This window comes from Collinsella sp. AF20-14LB (assembly GCF_003459505.1).
Classification (GTDB): domain Bacteria; phylum Actinomycetota; class Coriobacteriia; order Coriobacteriales; family Coriobacteriaceae; genus Collinsella.
Map to the genome: position 1 here is coordinate 1 of NZ_QRWD01000009.1, position 21402 is coordinate 21402.

The window sequence follows — 21402 nt, forward strand, 5'->3', positions numbered from 1 at the left end:
TTTGCCTCTTGACAATGTCCTGCTCATATTAAAAGGAACGTCCCTAACTGCCGCATCCGGAGTAAGACAACGCCGCAGGCAGAGGACCGACAGCGAGTGGGGCTCATTTGAGGCAAGGTGACGTGAAACGAAAGGGCGCTGACCTTCTGGTCGCGCCCTTGAAGTTGAACGTCAGATTGTCCAAATGCGGCCCGCGTAACTAAACCCGCTCCGCGATCTCGTGGATGAGGTAGTCGGTCTTTTCCCAGCCCAGGCACGGGTCGGTGATCGACTTACCAAAGACCCCACCATCGACCGGCTGGTTGCCGTCCTCAAGGTAAGATTCGATCATAAAGCCCTTGACCAGTTTGGAGATGGACTCGTTGCGGCGGCAGCTGTCGAGTACCTCCTTGCAAATGCGGTACTGCTCCAGCGGGCGCTTGCCCGAGTTGTCGTGGTTGCAGTCGATGACTGCCGCCGGATTGGCGTAGCCGGCATGCTCGGTATAGCGCTCGGCCAGGCGCTCCAGGTGCTCGTAGTGGTAATTGGGGTAGGTGCGACCGTCGAGACCGATGTAGCCACGCATGACGGCGTGCGCGAGCGGGTTGCCGTCGCACTCGACCTCCCAGTTGCGGAAGATAAAGCTCTGATGTGCCTGGGCGGCGTAGATGGAGTTGAGCATAACGGTGGTGGAACCGGCGGTGGGGTTTTTCATGCCCACAGGCACCGAAATGCCGCTCGACACCAGACGATGCTCCTGGTTCTCGACCGAGCGCGCGCCCACGGCGACGTAGCTCAGCAGGTCGACGAGGTACTGGTAGTTGGACGGGTAGAGCATCTCGTCGGCGGTAAAGAAGCCAGTCTCCTCGATGACGCGCAGGTGCATGTGGCGGATGGCCTTAACGCCTTCAAGCAGGTCATCGGGCGCCTCGGGGTCGGGGTTGTGCAGCAGCCCCTTGTAGCCGGTGCCCTTGGTGCGCGGCTTGTTGGTATAGACGCGCGGAATGATGATGAGCTTGTCCTTGACCTCCTCGGCGGTCTTGGCCAGTCGGTTCATGTACTCAAGCACCGAATCCTCGCGGTCGGCAGAGCACGGGCCGATGATGAGCACCTTGCGTGCGTCTTCGCCGGTAAAGACCTTGGCGACCTCGGCGTCGAATGCCTGCTTTTTGGCGGTAAGCTCGGCGGAAAGCGGCATTTCCTCGCGGATCTCCATGGGGATCGGCAGCCTGCGCTTGAATTCCATGGCCATATGGGGCCTCCTTTATCAATTAACGGCAACAATTGGCAAATTCTCGAATGCTCGGCATTATCCGCTGTCGCACGCTAAAGTGCAAGTGAAACCTGCCGAAAAGGGACAGGTTTATTTTGGTCGGTTTTATCTGGGGAAATGTCGGCGCTCGCCGGAAGGGGAGGGCCAACGTACGGCACGCTGGAGCAAGTTGGATCTTCTGCGGCATACCCTGTGGACAAAAAATGGCAAATATGAGTACTGTTGCTAGCGTAGTATCATATCGATCTTACAAGATAATAGACACAACAGTAAATATGTTCATTAACGTTGGCACACAGAAGTATGCTACCGGGCATTTTGATCAATTTGAAGGCATATCTAGGCCGCAATGAGGTCGTTTGGGGCAGTTTTGGCTGTTACTAAAAAGGTGACAGTACTCATATTTGCCATTTTTTGTCCACGGGGCCTTGAGGGAGGGCGTCAATCAGGTCCCAGGGGAGGCGGTTCGAGGGCTGCAAAACAAAAACGGGGACGCAGATTGTCCTGCGTCCCCGTTCTCGGGCGTTATTCGTTCCCTGCGGCAGAATTTACGCCGCTTCGTCGAACTGCGAGTTATACAGGTCGGCGTAGAAGCCACCCTGGGCGAGCAGTTCGTCGTGCGTGCCCTTCTCGACGATGTCGCCGTCGCGAATCACCAAGATCACGTCGGCGTTGCGGATCGTGGACAGGCGATGCGCGATGACAAAGCTCGTGCGGCCCTGCATCAGCGCATCCATGGCGCGCTGGATGAGCTCCTCGGTGCGGGTATCGACGTTGGAGGTCGCCTCGTCCAAAATCAGCGCCGGACGGTCGGCTAAAATGGCGCGGGCGATGGTCACGAGCTGGCGCTGACCCTGCGACAGGTTAGTGCCCTCCTCGTTGATCATAAAGTCGTAGCCACCGGCGAGCGTATGGATAAAGTGGTCGCAGCGTGCGGCGCGTGCGGCGGCCTCGACCTCGGCGTCGGTCGCATCGGGGCGTCCGTAGCGGATGTTCTCGCGGATGGTGCCGTTAAACAGCCAGGTGTCCTGCAGCACCATGGCAAACTCGCCGCGCAGCGCCGCGCGGTCCCAGTCGCGCACGTCGATGCCCTCGACGCGCAGCGAACCGCCGTCCACGTCGTAGAAGCGCTGCAGCAGCTTAATGAGCGTGGTCTTGCCAGCGCCGGTGGGGCCGACGATGGCGATGGTCTGACCGGGCTGCGCCTCGCAGCTAAAGTCGTGGATGATGGTCTTGTCCGGCGTGTAGCCAAACTTGACGTGGTCGAACTCCACGTGGCCGGGGCGCTTCTCGGGAATCTGCGCGTCGGCCTTCTGCTCCTCCTCGGCCGCGGCCAGGAACTCAAAGACGCGCTCGGTGGCGGCGGCCATCGACTGCATCGTGTTGCTCACGTTGCCCAGCTGCTGCACGGGTTGCGTAAAGTTGCGAACGTACTGGATAAAGCTCTGGATGTCGCCGGGTGTGGCATTGCCGGTCAGCGCGAGCTGCGCGCCCACCACGACGACGCCCACGTAGCCCATGTTGCCCACCAGACTCATAAGCGGCATCATCAGGCCCGACAGGAACTGAGAGCGCCAACCGCTCATAAAGAGGCGGTCGTTCTCTTTGTCGAACTCCTCGATCGAGGCCTCGGCGCGGTCGAACACCTGAATGACGTTCTGGCCGGCAAAGTCCTCCTCGATGATGCCGTTGACGGCGCCCAGGACCTGCTGCTGCTCGCGGAAGTACGGCTGCGAGAAGTGAATCATCACGGTCAGGATAATCGCGGCTGCCGGCAGCGTGAGCACGGTGACGCCGGTGAGCGGCAGACTGATCGACAGCATCATGACGAGCACGCCGATAATCTGCGTCACCGATGTGATGAGTTGCGTCACGCTCTGGTTGAGTGACTGACCCAGCGTGTCGACATCGTTGGTGATGCGGCTGAGCACGTCGCCCTTGCTGTGGCCGTTGAAGTAGCTCATCGGCACGACAGCGATCTTGGCGGCGATCTCCTTGCGCATGCGATAACAAATCTTTTGCGTGACGCCGGTCATGAGCCAGCCTTGGATCAGGCTGCAGGCAGAGCTCGCCAGATACAGACAGAGCAAAAAGCCGAGCGTCTTGGCGATCCAGGCAAAGTCGACATCGCCGGTGCCGTTGACCTTGGCAACCAAGCCCTCGAACAGCTTAGTCGTAACCTGGCCAAGCACCTTGGGCCCCACAATGTTAAAGATGACCGAGCACACGGCAAAGGCGACGGCGGCAAACACGGCAATCTTGTGCTGGCCGATATAGCCGAGCAGCTGCCTCATGGTGCCCTTAAAGTCCTTGGCCTTTTCGCCACGGCGCATGCCACCCATGCGGCCCATGGGACCACGCTGGCGGGTGGGCTTGGGAATCTGAGTCTTGGTCTCGTCTGCCATTAGCGCTCGCCTCCTTCCATGACGGCTGCAATTTCTTCTTGGGTAAGCCCCAGCTCCTCGGCGGAAAGCTGCGACTGTGCAATCTCCAGGTACGCCGGGCAGCCGTGCAGCAGCTCCTCGTGCGTGCCGGTGCCCACTACGTGACCGTCGTCGAGCACGATGATCTGATCGGCGTGCATGATGGTCGCGATGCGCTGGGCCACGACCACGAGCGCGGCGTCGGTAACGTTTTTGGCAAGCTCCTCGCGCAGGCGCGCGTCGGTCTTGTAGTCGAGGGCGCTAAACGAGTCATCGAACACCACGACCTCGGGCTTTTTGGCCAACGCGCGGGCGATGGCCAGGCGCTGGCGCTGACCGCCCGAGACATTGGAGCCGCCCTGGCTGATGGGGGAGTCGTAGCCGCCCTCGCGCTCGGCGATAAAGTCCTCGGCCTGTGCGATGCGTGCCGCCTGGCGCATGTCATCATCGCTCACCATGTCGCCGGCAAATTTGAGGTTGCTCTCGACGGTGCCCGAGAACAGGCGACCCTGCTGCGGGATGTAACCAATGCGGCGGCGCAGCTCGGAAAGGGTCATGTCGCGCACGTCGATGCCGTCGAGCGAAATGCTGCCGCCCGTGACGTCGTATAAGCGCGGAATCAGCTGCACGAGCGTGGACTTGCCCGAGCCCGTGGAGCCAATGATGCCGAGCATCTGACCGGCATGCGTGGTGAAGTTCACGCCGCTGATGACATCGGCGCGGGCATCGGGATACTGGAAGCTCACGTTGCGGAAGGTGAGCTCACCGCGCGGCGCGCTGGCCGCGGGCAGTTTGGGCGAGGCAGGGTCGTTGATGCTGGTGGGGCAGGTGATGACCTCTTCCACGCGCTCGGCTGCGACCTCGGCGCGGGGCAGGATGACCGAAACCATGGTGAGGATCATAAACGCCATGACGATCTGCATGGTGTAGGAGATGAACGCCATCATGTTGCCGACCTGCATCACACCGTCGGACACGCCCTGCGCGCCAAACCAGACGATAAGCACGGTGATGCAGTTCATAACGAGCATCATGAGCGGCATCATAAAGCTCATGGCGCGGTTGGTGTAGAGCTGTGTGGTCATCAGGTCGAGTGATGCCTTGTCAAAACGCTCGAGCTCATGCTCCTCGCGGTTGAACGAGCGGATGGGCATAAGACCGTCGAGCAGCTCGCGGGCGGTAAGGTTCACACGGTCCACAAAGCTCTGCATCTTTTTGAACTTGGGCATGGTGAGGCCCATGAGCACGCCGACGACGGCCGAGACCGCGATGATGGCCACGGCGATGGTCCACTCCAGGCCGGTGTGGTTGGCCAGGACGCGCATGACGGCGACGATGCCCATGACGGGCGCCATGAGGCACATGCGGATAAACAGGGTTGCGGCCATCTGAATCTGCTGAATGTCGTTGGTGCAGCGAGTGATGAGCGAGGCCTGGCTAAACTTGCCCACCTCGGCCGGCGAGAAGTGCATAACCTTGTTGAAGGTCTCGCGGCGCAGGTCGCGGGCGATGGAGCAGGCGGTGCGCGAAGCCACGGCGCCGGTCAGGATGGTGGCGACAAGCGACACCAGGCACAGGCCAAACATCGTGGTCGCCATGCGGCCCAGGTAGGCGTTCTGCACGTCGGCGGGGTTGATGCCCTGTGCCTTGTACTCGTCCTGCACATAGCTCACGGCGCGCTGAGTGACGATGGAGCCCGACATGGAGCCCATTTTGTCCGCCATTTCGTTGGCGCCCTCGACGAGCTTGCCTTGGTCGATGAGGCCGCCTTCAACGCCTAGACGCAGGCTCTTCATGGTGATCTTGCCGCCGTCGGCATCAATCTGCTTTTGCATGTTCTGCGCCGCTGCGGCCTTCTGCTGCATCTCGGCGAGCTGCTCGGGCGTCATTGCCGCCATCTGCTCGGGGGTGGGCATGGCCTGGGGGTCGCTGTTGTCTTTCTCGCTGGACGCGCCCATCATGTCGCCCATGGAGCTGGCATCGATGCCTTGGTTGAGCGAAAGTACGACGGTCTCGGGCAGGCTCATGATGTCGGCAATCTTGCTGCCGTCGGCGCGCTCGTCCTCGGTGCCCTTGTACGTGCGGATGCCGTTCTTGTCCGCCTTGCCAAACGCAGCCTCTACCGTCTTGGCATCCTTGGCGCTCATAAAGAGTTCGAGGTCGTCGAGCGATTCGGCGCGAATGGTGTCGGGCACGGGCGAGGCGATGCCGCCTTGCTGCACGCCCACGTCGACGATGTCGCTCATGTAGGTAGGCAGTGCCAGATCGGCGTTGCAGCTGATTACGATAAGTACGATAGCTGTGAACAGTGCCAGGACATGCTTTTTAAAGAGCTTGAGAATCCTCACTCGGCATCTCTCCTTTCTTGATTGCGGTCGATAATTTCGTTGAAACGCCTTAGAAGGCGCACCATCTCTTGGGTATCTGTTTCGCCGAGCTGCTCGAGGAAGGCCGCGGTGCGCTCCTCGAATTCCCGACGTTTGATTTCGAGATTCTGGAATCCCTTATCGGTCATCGTGACGTGTACACGACGACGGTCGGTCTTTGAGTGCTCGCGCTCGACCCAGCCCTTGGCTTCGAGAGTGCGTAAGATATTGGCGATGCGGGCACTCGAGACCCAGGCGCGATTTGCGAGTTCGCTCGGCGTGAGCGAACCGCCAGCGAGCATGAGGGCGCGCATGACAGCCATCTCGCCGCCGAGAGCTTTGTCCGCAGAGCGCGAAATGCGCTGATGCATGCTGCCAAACTCAGTTAAGAGTTGACGCCCAAGCTCATGGAAATCGGTATCTTCCACCGAAAACCCCTAACACTAGAAACTATTTTCGGTGGAAGATGATACCCGCATATTCGGGCCTCATTCAGTGGGCAATATAAAGAGCGCATAAAGAGTTAAAAAATTCAATTGCTGAAGCGTTTCAAAGAACTATTATGCCCGCGGTTAGGCGAGGGGTTGTCACCACCATGACGACTGGGACTCATTAATCGCCACGTGCGATGCTCCAACTTCCCGCAAGGAGACACCTTATATAAAGGGGGATGGAGTCATGGCATTTGACTTCACGGGCAAGACCGCGATTGTCACGGGTGGCACTCAGGGCATTGGCCTCGAGATCGCCAAGGGCATCGTCGCGGGCGGCGGACACGTCGCGCTCATCGCAAGGAACGCTGCCAAGGGCGAGGCCGCTGTGGCCGAGCTTGGCGAGGGCAACAAGTTCTATCAGCTCGATGTTGCCGATGCGCCTAAGGCGCGTGAGACCGTCGAGCAGATTTTTACGGACCTGCCGCAAACCAACATCCTGATCAACTGCGCTGGCGTCATCAGCACCAAGAAGTTCGACGAGATCGATGACACCGAGTGGCGTCGCACCATCGACATCAACCTCAACGGCGCCTTTACCATGATGAACGCCGTGTACCCGCACTTTAAGGCGGCCCATGCCGGCACTATCGTCAACGTGAGCTCTGTTGCTGGCAAGATCGGCGGCGGCCTGCTCGGCACCGCTGCCTACGCCAGCTCCAAAGCCGGTGTTAACGGTCTAACCAAGGCAGTCGCCAAGGAAGGCGGCAAGTTTGGCGTCCGCTGCAACGCCGTGTGCCCGTCGCTCACCCTTACCGATATGACCTCGATTCTCTCTGACGAGAACTCTCAGCGCATCATCAACGGTATTCCTCTGGGCCGCGCCGCCCAGGCCAGCGAGCCTGCGCAGATGGTGCTCTTCTTCGCTTCCGACCTCGCTAGCTTCGTGAACGGCGAGATCGGTGACTGCGACGGTGGCATCGTTCTGGACGGGTAATACCCCGCGACGTTAATTCGGCGACGGCTCCTGCGACTCGGGACCGTCGCCTTCTTTCTGACAAAGGCGCGTGCGGCTACGATTCGCATGCATCCAAAGGAGATATATATGAGTGAATCGACTGCGGTGGAGGCGCCGGCGGCAAAGGAGCCGTTCTTTAAGATGTCCTCCATCCCGGGTGCCAATATTTTGGTGCCGCTTTTGCTGGGCTGCCTGCTCAACACGCTATTCCCCGACCTGTTCAAAACGCTCGGCAGTTTTACGCTTGGCATGACTCAGCAGGGCGCAGGCCCGCTCGTGGGCGCTTTTTTGCTCATCGTCGGTACGACGATTTCGTTTAAGAGTGCTCCTGCCGCCGCTGCCCGCGGCGCCATCATCATCGCCGTCAAGCAGATCGTGGTCGTTGCCGTGTCGCTGCTCATCCTTTATGTATTCAACGACAACCTGTTTGGCATCTCTGCCATGGTGATGCTGGCCGCTTGCACCGGCGCCAACAACGCTATGTACGCTGGCCTGATGGGCACCATGGGCAATGAGGCCGAGCGTGGCGCCGTCGCCATCACCACGCTGGTTGTCGGCCCTCCGGTCACGATGATCGTGCTCGGCGCTGCCGGTCAGGCTCCGATCGGCTGGTCGCTCGTGGGCGCCATCCTGCCGATCGTCGTCGGCATTATTCTGGGTAACCTCTTCCCGAGCTTTAAGAAGATGATGGCACCGGCACTTTCCGCCATCATCGTGCTCGTCTTCTTTGCCATGGGCTCGACCATGACCTTTGGCCAGCTCATTAATGGCGGTCTTCCCGGTATTCTGCTCGGCGTGATCTGCTCGGTGGTCTTTGCAATTCCCGTCATCGCGGTTGATAAGCTCACGGGCGGTACGGGTGTCGCAGGTGCAGCCATTTCGAGCTGCGCCGGAGCCAATGTGGCCACGCCTGCTGCCATGGCAAGCGTCAACGAGACCATGTACGGCGGCGCGGTGCTCGCGACGGCTACGGCGCAGGTTGCAGCATGTGCTATCGTGACGGCCATTTTGACCCCGCTGGTCACCAGCTGGTGCTACAAGCATTTTGAGGGTCAGGGCCACAGCAAGGCAACGACCGACAAGGCCGCCGCAGCCGCCTAATGCCAAGCGGCAATCAAAGCTAAATAACTAACCATGCCACAGGGCGGTCCCGGGGGAAATCCCGTGGCCGCCCTGCAGTTTTTGCGGGGTCTCTGGAACACTTTACCCTGATAAAGCTGGCATAACAGCTAGAGTGAACGTCGTACAAAGGCAAGGAAAAATACCAAACAAATCGGTGAACGGTAGTTGTTCGCGCTCGCATTTCCTGCGGGTTTGTAAAAAACGCCTTTATGATATAAAAAAAGAAACATATAACAGCCCAGATGGAGAGGGTCGCTATGTTATCCTTCTCAAACGGGTGAAATCTTGGGTTTTGGGTTGTAGTTCCAAGGTGGACAAACGTTTTCCCTGCACCAACGTGTGGTGAAGAACGGAAGAAGCCGGTAGTGCAAGCCGAACATTCAAGAATTCAATAAGCAGCGGTGTGAGAGAGCGCCGCATTACACGTAACTAGGAGCGTGGTTACACAATGCAGGAGGCATGGGAAGGCTTCAAGGAAGGCATCTGGACGGGAGAAGTTGACGTCCGAGACTTCATCCAGAAGAACTACACCCCCTACGAGGGCGACGAGTCGTTCCTCGCCGGCCCGACCGAGCGTACCAAGGAGCTGTGGGGCGAGGTTCTCGACCTGCTGCTTAAGGAGCGCGAGCAGGGCGGTGTCCTCGATATGGACACCAAGACCGTTACGGGTATCGTGAGCCACCCCGCTGGCTACATCGATAACGCCCACCGCGAGAAGGAGACCATCGTCGGTCTCCAGACTGACAAGCCGCTCAAGCGCGCGCTGCACGTCAACGGTGGCATCCGCATCGCTTGCCAGGCTGCCAGCCAGCACGGCTATAAGGTCGACGAGAACGTTGTCGAGCGCTACACCTTCGAGCGCAAGACCCACAACGCTGGCGTCTTCGATGTTTACACCCCCGAGATGCGTGCTTGCCGCTCGGCTCACATCATCACCGGTCTGCCCGATGGCTATGGCCGCGGCCGCATCATCGGCGACTACCGTCGTGTTGCCCTGTACGGCGTCGACTACCTGATCAAGGACAAGGAGGCCCAGAAGGCTTCCACCCCGACGGTCATGACCGCCGACAACATCCGCGATCGTGAGGAGCTGCAGGAGCAGATCCGCGCCCTCGGCGAGCTCAAGATGATGGCCGAGACCTATGGTTTCGACATTTCCAACCCTGCTACCAACACGCAGGAGGCCATCCAGTGGATGTACTTCGCCTACCTCGCTTCCGTCAAGGAGCAGAACGGCGCCGCCATGTCCATCGGCCGTACCTCCACGTTCATCGACATCTACGCTGAGCGCGACCTTGCCAACGGTACCTTCACCGAGGAGCAGATCCAGGAGTTCGTGGATCACTTCATCATGAAGCTCCGCATGGTCAAGTTTGCCCGTACCCCCGAGTACCAGGCCCTGTTTACCGGCGATCCGCAGTGGGTCACCGAGTCCATCGGCGGCATGGGTGTTGACGGCCGTACGCTCGTTACCAAGATGAGCTACCGCTACCTGCACACGCTCGAGAACATGGGCACCAGCCCCGAGCCCAACATGACCGTTCTGTGGTCGACCCGTCTGCCCGAGAACTTCAAGAAGTTCTGCGCCAAGACTTCTGTCGCCAGCTCCTCGATCCAGTACGAGAACGATGACCTCATGCGCGTCTATCACGGCGACGACTACGGCATTGCCTGCTGCGTGTCCTCCATGCGCATCGGCAAGGAGATGCAGTTCTTCGGCGCCCGCGCCAACCTGGCCAAGTGCCTGCTGTACGCACTCAACGGCGGTGTTGACGAGGTCTCCAAGAAGCAGGTCGGCCCCAAGTACCGCGCCGTCGAGGGCGACACGCTCGATTACGACGACGTTGTGGCCAAGTACAACGACATGATGAAGTGGCTCGCTGGCGTGTACGTCAACTCGCTGAACATCATTCACTACATGCACGACAAGTATTGCTACGAGCGTATCCAGATGGCTCTGCACGACAAGCACGTGCACCGTTGGTTCGCTACGGGCATCGCTGGCCTTTCCGTCGTGGCCGACTCCCTGTCCGCCATCAAATACGCCAAGGTCCACCCCGTCCGTGACGAGAACGGCATCATCGTCGACTTCGAGACCGAGGGCGAGTTCCCCAAGTACGGTAACGACGACGACCGCGTCGACCAGATCGCTCACGACGTTGTGCACCAGTTCATGGAGTACATCCGCATGAACGACACCTACCGCAACTCCGTGCCCACGACCTCGGTTCTGACCATCACCTCCAACGTCGTGTACGGCAAGAAGACCGGTTCTACGCCTGATGGCCGCAAGGCTGGCCAGCCCTTCGCCCCGGGTGCTAACCCCATGCACAAGCGCGATAGCCACGGCGCCATCGCTTCGCTGTCTTCGGTTTCCAAGCTCCCGTTCCGCGATGCTCAGGACGGCATCTCCAACACCTTCTCCATCATCCCGGGTGCGCTCGGCAAGGAGGACCAGGTGTTCTTTGGCGATATCGACCTTGATCAGCTGGGCGAGTAACTATTGTTAGTGCTATACTAACAATAACGATTACTGATTAGTGCGCCGGTTTCGGCCGGCGCCTATCGATCGAAGGAGACACATTATGAAGGTTTCTGAAGTTTCCGAGACTCAGGCCGATAACCTGGTCCACATGCTCGACGCTTACGCCGAGAAGGGTGGCCACCACCTGAACATCAACGTCTTCAACCGTGAGACGCTGCTCGACGCTCAGGCTCACCCCGAGAAGTACCCGCAGCTGACCATTCGCGTTTCCGGCTACGCCGTGAACTTCCACACGCTCACCAAGGAGCAGCAGGACGAGGTCATTTCGCGTACCTTCCACAACAAGTTCTAAAGGGGTTTAACTCCCGCAGGATCGCCGGGGCTGTTTGGGCTACCTCCCAAAACGTCCTCGGACATGCAAGAAGCCCTCGCTGCGCACTTCGTGCGGCGAGGGCTTCTTGCGTCCTGCGGAATATTTTGGGAGGTAGCCCAAACAGCCCCGGCGGGGTCCTGTGTAGTCACCCTTTAGGCGGAACTCTCCTAATGGGTTGAGCGTTCTGGATTCTTGCTTGCTACCGTTTATCGCGTATAGCCACCGTTTGCGGAATAAGTAACACTCCTTAATAAACCGTGTAGAATCTCAGATAAGCACGGAGTTTTCCAGGGAGACGCTGTCCTTTGTTGTGTGCAAGGGGCGGCGTCTCTTTGGCGCTTGGAGGCCGTTCTGCAGCAGGACGGCGGACGTGCGTCACATATTCAAAAGCCAACGTCGAGATGGGTTGTGATGATAATGGGCAAGTACGTAATCGTGGTTGAGTCTGGTTCGGATGTGACGCCGGAGCTCTGCGAGCGCTATGGCATCATGCGCGTGCCCATGCATGTCACGATTGGTGACGAGACCGTCGAAGACGGATCGATCGACCCGCTTGAGATTTACTCGCGCTGCAACGAGTTTGGCGTGATGCCCAAGACCAGCGGTTGCTCGCCGGCGGATTTTGCGCATGTGTACGACCGCATTCACGCCGAGCAGCCCGACGCGACCATTTTGCATCTTGCGTATTCCGAGGTTACGACCTGCTCGCATCAGTCGTCGAAGATTGCGGCAAAGGGCCGCGATTACGTCTTCTCCATGGATACGCGCTTTGTGTCGGTGGGCCAGTCGCTTGTCGCCGTTGAGACCGCCAAGTATATCGAAGCCCATCCGGATGCCACCGTCGACGAGATTTTCGCCTTTACCAATTCGGTGATGGACCGCGTGCTGCTGGGCTTTGTTCCTACGGACCTTGCCTTCCTTAAGGCGGGTGGTCGCTTGTCCAACGTCGCGTTTCTTGGCGCCCATCTGCTCAAGATTAAGCCCTGCATTGAGGTAACGGGTGGCAAATTCGTGGCGACCAAGAAGCTCCGCGGCTCTATGCTCAAATGTGCCCGTGCCTTTATTGACCACATGGTTGCGAAGGGCGATATTGATTACTCGCACATTGGTTTGGCGTATTCAGTGGGCCTTTCCGAGGAGCTGCGCGACGATATGGAAGTCTATGCGCACGACCTGGGCTTTAAGGACGTTACCTGGACTCAGGTCGGCGGCGTCATCTCGAGCCACTGCGGCCCGACCGCCTTTGGCGCGGTGCTTACGCTTAAGGCGTAGGGCCTGGCGTCTATCGATTTCTATTGCTTCGGCGGCGAGCGGGTTGTGACAACCTTCCCGCCGCTTTTGCGTGGAGTCAAATAGGACGATCAAATTGACCGCTAAACCGTTTCGCCATCAGGCGTATGGGCTAGAATGGCTCTGGCATTTTAATTGGTTGCATCCAAGGAGAGGCAAGGTAGCGCGAATGGCAGAAATGACGCTTGAGGGTGTGGACGCTCGTCCCGAGGACTCTGCGTATGCCCTGGGTCGCGTGCATTCGATCGAGACGATGGGAACGGTCGACGGACCCGGCATCCGCTTTGTGGTGTTTGTTCAGGGCTGTCCCATGCGCTGCGCGTATTGCCACAATCCCGATACCTGGTCTGTTAACGGCGGCACGATGGTGACCGTCGAGCATCTCATGGACGAGTTCCAGAGCAACCATGAGTTCTACCGTAGCGGCGGCATTACCGTTTCGGGCGGCGAACCGCTCCTGCAGCCCGAGTTTTTGGCCGACCTGTTCCGTGCAATGCACAACAACCCCGATGGCCGCGTACACACCTGCCTAGACAGCTGTGGCTATGCATTTGATCCCAAGCATCCGGAGAAGTTCGATGCTGTTCTCAACGAGACCGATATGGTGCTGCTCGACATCAAGCATGCCGATCCGGTTGAGCATAAAAAGCTGACCGGTTGCGATCCTGCGCGCATCCTGGCGTTTGGCGATGAGCTTGCCCGTCGCAAGATTAAGGTTGTTATTCGCCACGTGGTGGTGCCGGGTATCACCGATACGGCGGAGGAATGCGAGAAGCTCGGTCGCCTGATCGCTCCATGGCACAACGTGGTGGGCCTGGAAATGCTGCCGTATCACACGATGGGTGTCGTCAAGTACGAGCAGCTGGGTATTCCCTATAAGCTCGAGGGCGTGCCCCAGATGGATACCGCGCGCATGCCCGAGCTGCGCAACGCCGTCATGGCCGGCATGAAAAAGCGCCGTGCGGAGCTCAGGTCGGCCATTGGCTAACAAGCCCGTCCCAAATTGACTACCCTTTAAGATGTGCAACAAGGTGGGTTGGGTCAGCGAGGATGGTTACTATTCGACATGCGATGCGGGCCTTATCGACATCGATGGCCGTACCTATGTCATGAGCGTCATGACATCGATGCCGTGGAGCGACCGCTCGAGCGAGGTTACGGCCGCGATTGCAAAGGCTCTGTTTGATACGCGAGCTGCACTGGCTTAGCGTGTTCGTTTGGCGAGGTCAAACAAAATGCTGGTACCATACCGTGGTTGAGAATTTCGTATAGGTTTGGGGAATGGTATGGCTACCATCGCGATTATCGGTGCGCTCGAAAAAGAGATCATGCAGATTAAGGAAGAGCTGAGCGACGTTTGCGAGGCGCGGGAGGCAGGCTTGACCGTTGTGAGCGGTGAGCTCGACGGTCTGACAGTTGTCGCCACAACGGCGGGCATGGGCACGGTGAACGCCGCCGCTGCAACACAGCACCTCATTAGCAAGTATGCTCCGCAGGCTGTTGTGTTTTCGGGCATTGCGGGCGGTTTGAACCCCAAGCTCCATATCGACGACGTGGTCATTGGCAAACGCCTACGCTATCTGGATACCGATACCGCGCTTATCGCCGAGTCCGCACCGGGGCTCGAGGAGTTTGGCTCGACACCCGCGCTGGTCGATATTGCCGTCGACGTGCTTGCTGAGCGTGGGTTTGTTGATGCTTCGACAAATGCAGCCGCTTCGAACGAGGGAGCCAAACAATTCCTGGTCGGCACGATTGCCACGGGTAACCGCTTTGTGACGGGCACCGCCATGCGCAACGACGCTATCGAGGCGACGCATGCCGATTGTGTCGGCATGGAGGGCGCGGCAATTGCCCATGTCGCAACCAAAAATGGTGTCGATTGCCTGGTGTTGCGCGCTATCAGCGATAATTGTGACGAGGCGTACGATGCAATTTGCGACCGAGAGTTCGATCTGTTCGAGTACGCGCGTGTCGCAAGTGACATCACGCTCGATATCGTCCGCCGCATTGCTGCTGCGCAATAGCGCGCTCTTTTGTAAGAACCTACGACCAAGGAGTGTCCATGGCCGATTCCATTAACTACCAGCTTGCCAAGTTCGTCGCCAGCTACGGCAAGGTTTCGCAGATTCCCGAGTCCACCTGCCCCGAGGTGAGCTTTGTCGGCCGCTCCAACGTGGGCAAGTCGTCGATTATGAACAAGCTCTTTGGCCGCAAGAACCTGGTCAAGGTTTCCAGTACGCCGGGCAAGACGAGCAACATCAACTTCTTTGAGGCCGACGACGTGCATTTCGTGGACCTGCCGGGTTACGGTTTCGCCCGTCGCTCCAAGGCCGAGCGCGACCGCTGGGCCGAGCTTATTGGCGACTTCTTTGACTCCGAGCGCAGCTTTAACCTGGTCGTATCGCTGGTTGACATTCGTCACGACCCCAGCAAGCTCGATCATGACATGATCGACTACCTGCAGGGCAACGAGTTCAACTTTATCGTCTGCCTCACCAAAGCCGACAAGCTCAGCCGCACCCAGCAGGCCCGCCAGGCAGCAGCCATCAAAAAGCAGCTCAACGTCCCGGCCGAAAACGTAATCATCACAAGCTCCCAAACCGGTGTGGGCATCGACGAGCTCAAGCGCCGCATTGCCGAGGCGTGCCTCTAATAAGTGCTTCAGTCTAGCAAGAGCCCCTACCAATAAAAAGCCAAACTATCAGCCCGGCGCCCCTTCAAAGCGTGGGTCCCTGTAGACATCCTCAGCAAGGTAGGCGCAGGGACGGTCGGGATGTTCCCTCAAAATCATTCCGCAGCGCGAAGGCCCCTTGTCCGTCGCTCCGTAGGAGCAGGACAAGGGGCCTTCATGCGCGAGGACGATTTTGAGGGAACATCCCGACCGTCCCGGACAGGTATATGAGGAGGATGTCTACAGGTACTCGATTTGAGCGCCTTCCGTGTCGCACGTCAGAATATGCGTATCGCACTTGGGGAACTGCTCGCGCAGCTTGACCTGCAGGAACTTCGCCACGATGGTATCGTCGGTTACGGCCATGAGGGTCGAGCCGGAGCCACTGATCCAGATGGTCTTGGCGCCGCCGTTAAGGCAGGTGTCGCGCACAGCGTTGTAGTCGGGAATCAGACGGCGACGATAGGGTTCCTGGATACGGTCGTCATTGGCGGCGGCAATCAGGTCCAGATCGCCGGTCTCGAGACCGCGCGTCATGCCGGCGATGCGGCCCATCTGCCATACGGCGGTGGAGAGTGGAATCTCCTGCGGCACAACCTTGCGCGCCTCGCTCGTATGCACCTCGTAGGGCGGAATCACGGTAATAAAACGCAAGCGATCGCTCACCTCGTAGCGCAGGCACTGGGGGAGCGAATCAGTCGGCGTAAAGGAGCAAACGGCGCCGCCCAGGATGGCAGGGGCGACGTTATCGGGATGGCCCTCGACCTCGGTGGCAATGCGGACGAGCTCGGCACGGTCGACGGTGTGGCCCGTCAGCGCGGCGGCCGCCATGATGCCAGCGACGACGCAGGTGGAGCTGGAACCCAGGCCGCGAGCGACGGGTACATCGGTCTGGATGTCGATGGCAACGGGGAAGGCCTGCTCGCCCCAGGCGGCCAGAGCATCGACAAAGCTCACATAGACCAGGTTGTTCTCGTTTTGGAACTCCTCGGGGCAGCCCGTGATGGTGAGCTTGTCGGTACGCTCGAAGGTGAAGTGCGAGTAGAGGCTGACGGCCATGCCGAGGGTGTCGTAGCCGATGCCTAGGTTGGCGCTGGTTGCTGGGACGGTGATTTTGATCATGTGGGTCCTCCTGGGCGGGTCTGGCCGTTTAGTTCGCTGCTCGGGCAGTCCTGGCTCGCTCGGAAAGCACATTAAGTGCTTTCCGGCTCGTGCGGAACTCGCGACGAACTAAACGGCCAGACCCGCTCGCATGCTCGTCATCATCCCGAAAGCTTAATAAAAAGAAGGTGCGCCGGCTTTCGACGGCGCTTAATAAGGGGTTTAGTTGGTGCTCATTCGTTTTGCTGCAGACTCGACGTAGCTTGCCATCTCATCGACGTCGCAGACGTCTTCGAAGCGGACGGGCTTGGACTCGAGTTCGGCGAGCTGGGTCGGGGCGACCGTGTTGGTGGCCTGCTCGAGCACACGCATAGCCTCAAAATCATCCTCGGGAACGTCGAGGCCCAAGGCGTCGCAGCAGGCTCGCGGGAACTTGTAGGGGCTGGCGGTCGAAAGCAACACGCGGGCCTTGGCGCCCTCGGCGGGAGCGACCTTTTCGAAGACGTGATAGCCGCAAGCGGTGTGCGGGTCGATCACGTAGCCGTTCGCGTCCCAGCAGCTCTTGATGGCAGTGAGGACCTCGTCCTCGCTGGCCCAACCGCAACCAAAGACGCTCTGAATCTTTGCCAGCAGGTCGGCGGGAACTTCGTAGCGACCAGTCTGTGCCAGCTGCTCCATAAGGCCGGCAACGAGCTCGCAGTCGCCGTCGGACAAGAAGTAGAGCATGCGCTCCAGGTTGGAGCTAATAAGGATGTCCATCGACGGCGAGATGGTCGTGAAGAACGGGCGGTTACGGTCGTAAACGCCGGTGGTCAGGAAGTCGGCAAGCACGTTGTTCTTGTCGCTCGCCACGACGAGCTTGGCGACGGGCAGACCCATGCACTTGGCGTAGTAGCCGGCCAAGATATCGCCAAAGTTGCCGGTGGGCACACAGAACTCTACGGCGTCGCCAGCCTCGATAGCGCCGGCGCGCAGCAGTTGCGCATAGGCGGCAAAGTAGTAGACAACCTGCGGCACCAGGCGGCCGACGTTGATGGAGTTGGCACTCGAAAGCACAGTGCCGGCGGCTTCCAGGCGCTCGGCAAGCTCCTTATCGGCAAAGATGCGCTTGACGGCACTCTGGGCATCGTCGAAGTTGCCGCGGATGCCGCAGACGGCGACGTTATCGCCCTCCTGCGTGGACATCTGCAGATTCTGCACGCGGCTGACTTTGCCTTCGGGATAAAAGACGGTGATGCCCGTGCCCGGGGCGTCGGCAAAGCCGGCGAGTGCTGCCTTGCCCGTGTCGCCCGACGTGGCGGTGACGATCATGATGCGCTCGGCGCCGCCGTCCTTGGCGGAAGTGCGGGCCATCAGACGGGGGAGCATCTGCAGGGCGACGTCCTTGAAGGCGCTTGTGGGGCCGCCAAAGAGCTCCATCACATAGGTCTGAGGGACGTCAGCGCCCGGTGCGGCGTCGAGTTTGACGAGCGGCGTGACCTCTTCGCTCGCGAACGTGCCGCGGTATGCCTCATTCACACAGGCCGAAATTTCTTCGGTCGTGTAATCATTCAGTAACATTCCCAACACATCTTGAGCGATTTCAAAGTACGATTTATCTGCAAGCGAGCTGATATCGACCTGCTGGGTGCCGAGCTCGTCCGAGACAAACAAACCCCCGTCGGGAGCGATGCCGGTACGGATTGCCACCTTACTTGAGCACGATAAAGTGCGTCCTCGTGTACTATGATAAGTTCCCATATAACACTGCTCCTCGGATGCCTTGGTCCCAATCGGTGAAACCATGGTATCAGAGCGCGCAAAATAGGTTCGCAGAGGCTTTTTAGAAAGGTAACCTCCAGCCCATGATTAAGATTGCCAAGTTTGGCGGCTCGTCGGTCGCCGACGCCGAACACTTTAAGAAGATCAAGGCCATCGTCGATGCCGATCCGGCCCGCCGTTTTGTGGTGGTTTCTGCCTGCGGTCGCCGTTTTAAGGGCGACACCAAGGTGACCGATCTGCTCTACTTGGTCAACGCGCACGTCAAGTACCACGTGTCGTGCGAGGAGCTGCTCGAGGACATCGGCCAGCGCTATTTTGATATCGCTGACGAGCTGGGGCTCACCTATCCCATCCGCGAAGAGTTTGCGGCCTTTGCCGAGCGTGCTCGCTCCGGTGGCTACTCTACTGAGGAGCTCGTAAGCCGCGGCGAGTACTTTACCGCTCGCCTGATGGCCGAGTACCTGGGCCTGCCGTTCCTGGATGCCGCGACGGTCGTGGCGTTCCATCATGACGGTACGCTCAGCATGAACCGCACCGCCGAGCTGGTGCAGGAGTACGGCCAGCAGGGCGGCTTTGTTATGCCCGGTTTCTACGGCGCGACGCGTGAGGGGCAGATCAAGCTGCTCGACCGTGGCGGCGGCGATATTTCCGGCTCGATTCTGGCCAAGTGCCTTGGTGCCGACCTGTACGAGAACTGGACCGACGTTTCGGGCTTCTATTCTGCCGATCCGCGTATTGTTCCCGAGGCTCAGCCCATTGCGCGCGTTACCTACGAGGAGCTGCGCGAGCTTTCGTACATGGGTGCAAGCGTCCTGCACGAGGAGGCCGTGTTCCCCGTGCGCGAGGCAGGCATTCCGCTGGTCATCAAGAACACCAATGCGCCGCAGGACCCCGGCACCATCATTAGCGAGACGGCTGACGAGGGTGAGGCGGAGCCTATCATTACCGGCGTGACCGGCAAGCGCGGCTTTGTCGCCATCAACGTTGCCCGCGACCGCACCAAGCCCCGTGTCGGCTTTATGCGCCGTGCACTTTCGGTGTTCGAACGCTATGACGTTTCCGTCGAGCATATGCCCACCGGCGTCGACCGCTTTGGCGCCGTGGTGCAGGAGCAGGATGTGCACGACTCGCTGTACTCGCTCGTGGGCGACATTCAGCAGGAGGTCGAGCCGCTCGAGATCGAGGTTGTCGAGGGTTTGGCGCTCATCGCGACCGTCGGCCGTAACCTTCGCGGCCGCGCAGGTATCTCGGGCCATCTGTTTGGCATGCTTGGTCAGGCCGGCGTGAGCGTACGTATGATTTCGCAGAGCTGCGACGAGATCAACATCATTATCGGCGTAGAGGAGAAGGACTTCGACCTGGCGATTCGGACCATTTACCGCGCCTTCTCCGACGAGAACGGCATTGTGAAGGTCTCCGACCTGGAGGCTCCCGTGCCGGTCGATCCCGCTCCGGCCGCGCTCCACAAGTAGCTGCTATCCCAGTAGATTTTTGGGACTTGCTTCAAAAACTACGGCGGGGCGTTTCGTTTCGGTTTCGTTTCGACGGGGCGGGTTTCGTGCCCGCCCTGTTCTTGTATACACTGGCAACAATAATCGGCCTGCTCGGCGTGCGGGCAAAAGCCACAGCCTTTAAAGGGGGAAGCATGAAACAGTACACGGTTGCTATTTTGGGCGCGACGGGAGCCGTGGGCACCCAGATGCTTGAGTGCCTCAACGAGCAGGAGTTTCCGGTCGGCAAGCTCAAGCTGCTAGCGAGCGCGCGCTCTGCGGGCAAGACCGTCGAGTTCCGCGGCGAGCAGGTTGTGATTGAGGAGGCTTGCCCCGAGGCCTTTGAGGGCTGCGACATCGTGCTCGGCGCCGCCGGCGACGATATTGCGAAGGAGCTACTGCCCGAGGCCGTCAAGCGCGGCGCCGTCGTGGTCGACAACAGCCACGCCTTCCGCATGGATCCCGAGGTGCCGCTGGTCGTGCCCGAGATCAATGCCGACGACATCAAGTGGCATCACGGCCTTATCGCCAATCCCAACTGCGCGACCATCATCGGCCTGGTTCCCACGTGGCCGCTGCACCAGCTTGCTGGCGTGAAGCGTATGATCGTGTCCACGTATCAGGCAGCTTCGGGCGCTGGCGCTCCCGGTATGGCCGAGCTCGAGGCTCAGCTTGCCGCCCTGGGCCGTGGCGAGGAGATTCCCGAGCCGCGCGCGTTTGCCGCCCAGCTGGCGAGCAACCTGATTCCGCAGATCGGCGGTGTCAAGGAGGAGGGCTTTACCTCCGAGGAGATGAAGTTGCAGAACGAGGGCCGCAAGATCATGCACCTGCCCGAGCTGCGCGTGAACTGCACCTGCGTGCGCGTGCCCGTGCTGCGCTCGCACTCCGAGAGCGTTACGCTCGAGTTTGAGCGCGACATCACGGTGGAAGAGGCCCGTGCTGCGCTGGCTGCCGCTCCGGGAGTGAAACTGGTTGACGACATGAGCGCCGAGGATGCACACGACCGCTTCCCCATGCCGATGGACACCTCCGACCAGGATTTGATTTGGGTCGGCCGTGTGCGTCGCGACATCTCGAACCCCGAGGCCGCGCGCGGCATCACCTTCTGGTGCTGCGGCGACCAAATCCGTAAGGGCGCGGCAACCAACGCCGTCCAGATCGCTAAGCTGCTCTGCGAGTAGTGCGACCTGTCCGGCGGGGTCCGGGCTTAGTTTTCAGAACGTCCTCGACCATGTGTGGCGCCTTGTCCTGCTCCTTCGGAGCTGCGGACAAGGCGCCACACTGGTCTGCGGAGTGTTCTGAAAACTAAGCCCGGACCCCGCCTGCGGCGACTCGGCTGCGAGCGGCCTGCGATGGAGCCGTTGCTGGTTGGGGCCGCTGGGCTGATGTGGGGGCACGTGGTTGTTGCGGGCCCTAGTCCCGGCGGCGGCCTCGGCGCTTTGCGCCTGCCGCCTTGGGGGGGGGCTGCGGAGCGCGGCCGGCAGCTGCGGCGCGTTGCGCCTGCTGCCTGCGGGGACTTTGGGGTCGTGCGGCAGCTGGGGCGCTGTCGCGCCTGCTGCCTTGGGTGACTTTGGGGTCGATTGGGGTTGTCTGCACAATTCGCGGTATTATGTTGC

Annotated in this window: 17 protein-coding genes; 11 read left to right on the top strand and 6 right to left on the bottom strand. The window is 59.8% G+C overall.

The window, feature by feature from the left end:
• Window positions 1-199: 199 nt before the first annotated feature.
• The 4 genes from DWX63_RS05950 to DWX63_RS05965 form a co-directional block, all read right to left on the bottom strand.
• Window positions 200-1231: a 3-deoxy-7-phosphoheptulonate synthase gene (locus tag DWX63_RS05950; protein WP_117635771.1), complete on the bottom strand. Its 1032-nt coding sequence runs from the start codon at window positions 1229-1231 to the stop codon at window positions 200-202.
• A 569-nt stretch (window positions 1232-1800) separates the two neighbouring features.
• Window positions 1801-3657, bottom strand: coding sequence for an ABC transporter ATP-binding protein (locus tag DWX63_RS05955; RefSeq protein WP_117843113.1), 1857 nt, complete (start codon window positions 3655-3657; stop codon window positions 1801-1803).
• A complete protein-coding gene (locus DWX63_RS05960) occupies window positions 3657-6023 on the bottom strand; it encodes an ABC transporter ATP-binding protein (RefSeq protein ID WP_117843114.1) in 2367 nt (788 codons plus the stop codon). Before DWX63_RS05960 ends, DWX63_RS05955 begins: the two co-directional genes overlap by 1 nt.
• The gene (locus tag DWX63_RS05965; protein WP_117843115.1) at window positions 6020-6469 is read right to left on the bottom strand and encodes a MarR family winged helix-turn-helix transcriptional regulator; all 450 of its coding nucleotides are present in this window, start codon (window positions 6467-6469) and stop codon (window positions 6020-6022) included. Before DWX63_RS05965 ends, DWX63_RS05960 begins: the two co-directional genes overlap by 4 nt.
• A 250-nt stretch (window positions 6470-6719) precedes the next feature.
• Between DWX63_RS05965 and DWX63_RS05970 the strand changes: the two genes are divergently transcribed.
• The 9 genes from DWX63_RS05970 to yihA all read left to right on the top strand — a co-directional run bounded on the left by DWX63_RS05970 (window position 6720) and on the right by yihA (window position 15416).
• A complete protein-coding gene (locus tag DWX63_RS05970; RefSeq protein WP_117843116.1) occupies window positions 6720-7469 on the top strand; it encodes an SDR family NAD(P)-dependent oxidoreductase in 750 nt (249 codons plus the stop codon).
• A gap of 108 nt (window positions 7470-7577) precedes the next feature.
• Window positions 7578-8591 carry a 2-keto-3-deoxygluconate permease gene (locus DWX63_RS05975; protein WP_082435595.1) on the top strand — a complete coding sequence of 338 codons (1014 nt, stop codon included), beginning with the start codon at window positions 7578-7580 and terminating at the stop codon, window positions 8589-8591.
• A gap of 469 nt (window positions 8592-9060) precedes the next feature.
• On the top strand, window positions 9061-11112 hold the full coding sequence (gene pflB / locus DWX63_RS05980; protein ID WP_117637024.1) for a formate C-acetyltransferase: 2052 nt from the start codon (window positions 9061-9063) through the stop codon (window positions 11110-11112).
• 85 nt (window positions 11113-11197) lie between these two features.
• Complete coding sequence (grcA3, locus tag DWX63_RS05985) at window positions 11198-11449, top strand: autonomous glycyl radical cofactor GrcA3 (RefSeq protein ID WP_055252439.1); 252 nt, start codon at window positions 11198-11200, stop codon at window positions 11447-11449.
• Window positions 11450-11887: 438 nt separating this feature from the next.
• Window positions 11888-12742 (top strand): DegV family protein, encoded by an 855-nt coding sequence (locus DWX63_RS05990; RefSeq protein WP_117843118.1) that lies wholly within the window; start codon window positions 11888-11890, stop codon window positions 12740-12742.
• A 187-nt stretch (window positions 12743-12929) separates the two neighbouring features.
• Window positions 12930-13748 carry a pyruvate formate-lyase-activating protein gene (gene pflA, locus DWX63_RS05995; protein WP_117843119.1) on the top strand — a complete coding sequence of 273 codons (819 nt, stop codon included), beginning with the start codon at window positions 12930-12932 and terminating at the stop codon, window positions 13746-13748.
• A 31-nt stretch (window positions 13749-13779) separates the two neighbouring features.
• The gene (locus DWX63_RS11215) at window positions 13780-13968 is read left to right on the top strand and encodes a hypothetical protein (RefSeq protein ID WP_117637020.1); all 189 of its coding nucleotides are present in this window, start codon (window positions 13780-13782) and stop codon (window positions 13966-13968) included.
• A 78-nt stretch (window positions 13969-14046) separates the two neighbouring features.
• The gene (gene mtnN, locus DWX63_RS06005) at window positions 14047-14787 is read left to right on the top strand and encodes a 5'-methylthioadenosine/S-adenosylhomocysteine nucleosidase (RefSeq protein WP_117818108.1); all 741 of its coding nucleotides are present in this window, start codon (window positions 14047-14049) and stop codon (window positions 14785-14787) included.
• Between the two features lie 38 nt (window positions 14788-14825).
• Window positions 14826-15416 carry a ribosome biogenesis GTP-binding protein YihA/YsxC gene (gene yihA, locus DWX63_RS06010; protein ID WP_089572350.1) on the top strand — a complete coding sequence of 197 codons (591 nt, stop codon included), beginning with the start codon at window positions 14826-14828 and terminating at the stop codon, window positions 15414-15416.
• Window positions 15417-15674: 258 nt separating this feature from the next.
• On the opposite strand, the gene thrB is transcribed toward yihA, so the two are convergent.
• Together thrB and thrC are read right to left on the bottom strand one after the other, a co-directional pair.
• The gene (thrB, locus tag DWX63_RS06015) at window positions 15675-16556 is read right to left on the bottom strand and encodes a homoserine kinase (protein ID WP_117648278.1); all 882 of its coding nucleotides are present in this window, start codon (window positions 16554-16556) and stop codon (window positions 15675-15677) included.
• 201 nt (window positions 16557-16757) lie between these two features.
• Window positions 16758-18275, bottom strand: a complete 1518-nt coding sequence (gene thrC / locus DWX63_RS06020; protein ID WP_117843120.1) for a threonine synthase — start codon at window positions 18273-18275, stop codon at window positions 16758-16760.
• 104 nt (window positions 18276-18379) lie between these two features.
• Here thrC and DWX63_RS06025 point away from each other — a divergent pair, with 104 nt between their 5' ends.
• Window positions 18380-19768, top strand: coding sequence for an aspartate kinase (locus tag DWX63_RS06025; protein WP_099432166.1), 1389 nt, complete (start codon window positions 18380-18382; stop codon window positions 19766-19768).
• A 173-nt stretch (window positions 19769-19941) separates the two neighbouring features.
• Window positions 19942-20967 carry an aspartate-semialdehyde dehydrogenase gene (locus DWX63_RS06030; protein ID WP_117756859.1) on the top strand — a complete coding sequence of 342 codons (1026 nt, stop codon included), beginning with the start codon at window positions 19942-19944 and terminating at the stop codon, window positions 20965-20967.
• The last annotated feature ends 435 nt before the right edge of the window (window positions 20968-21402 follow it).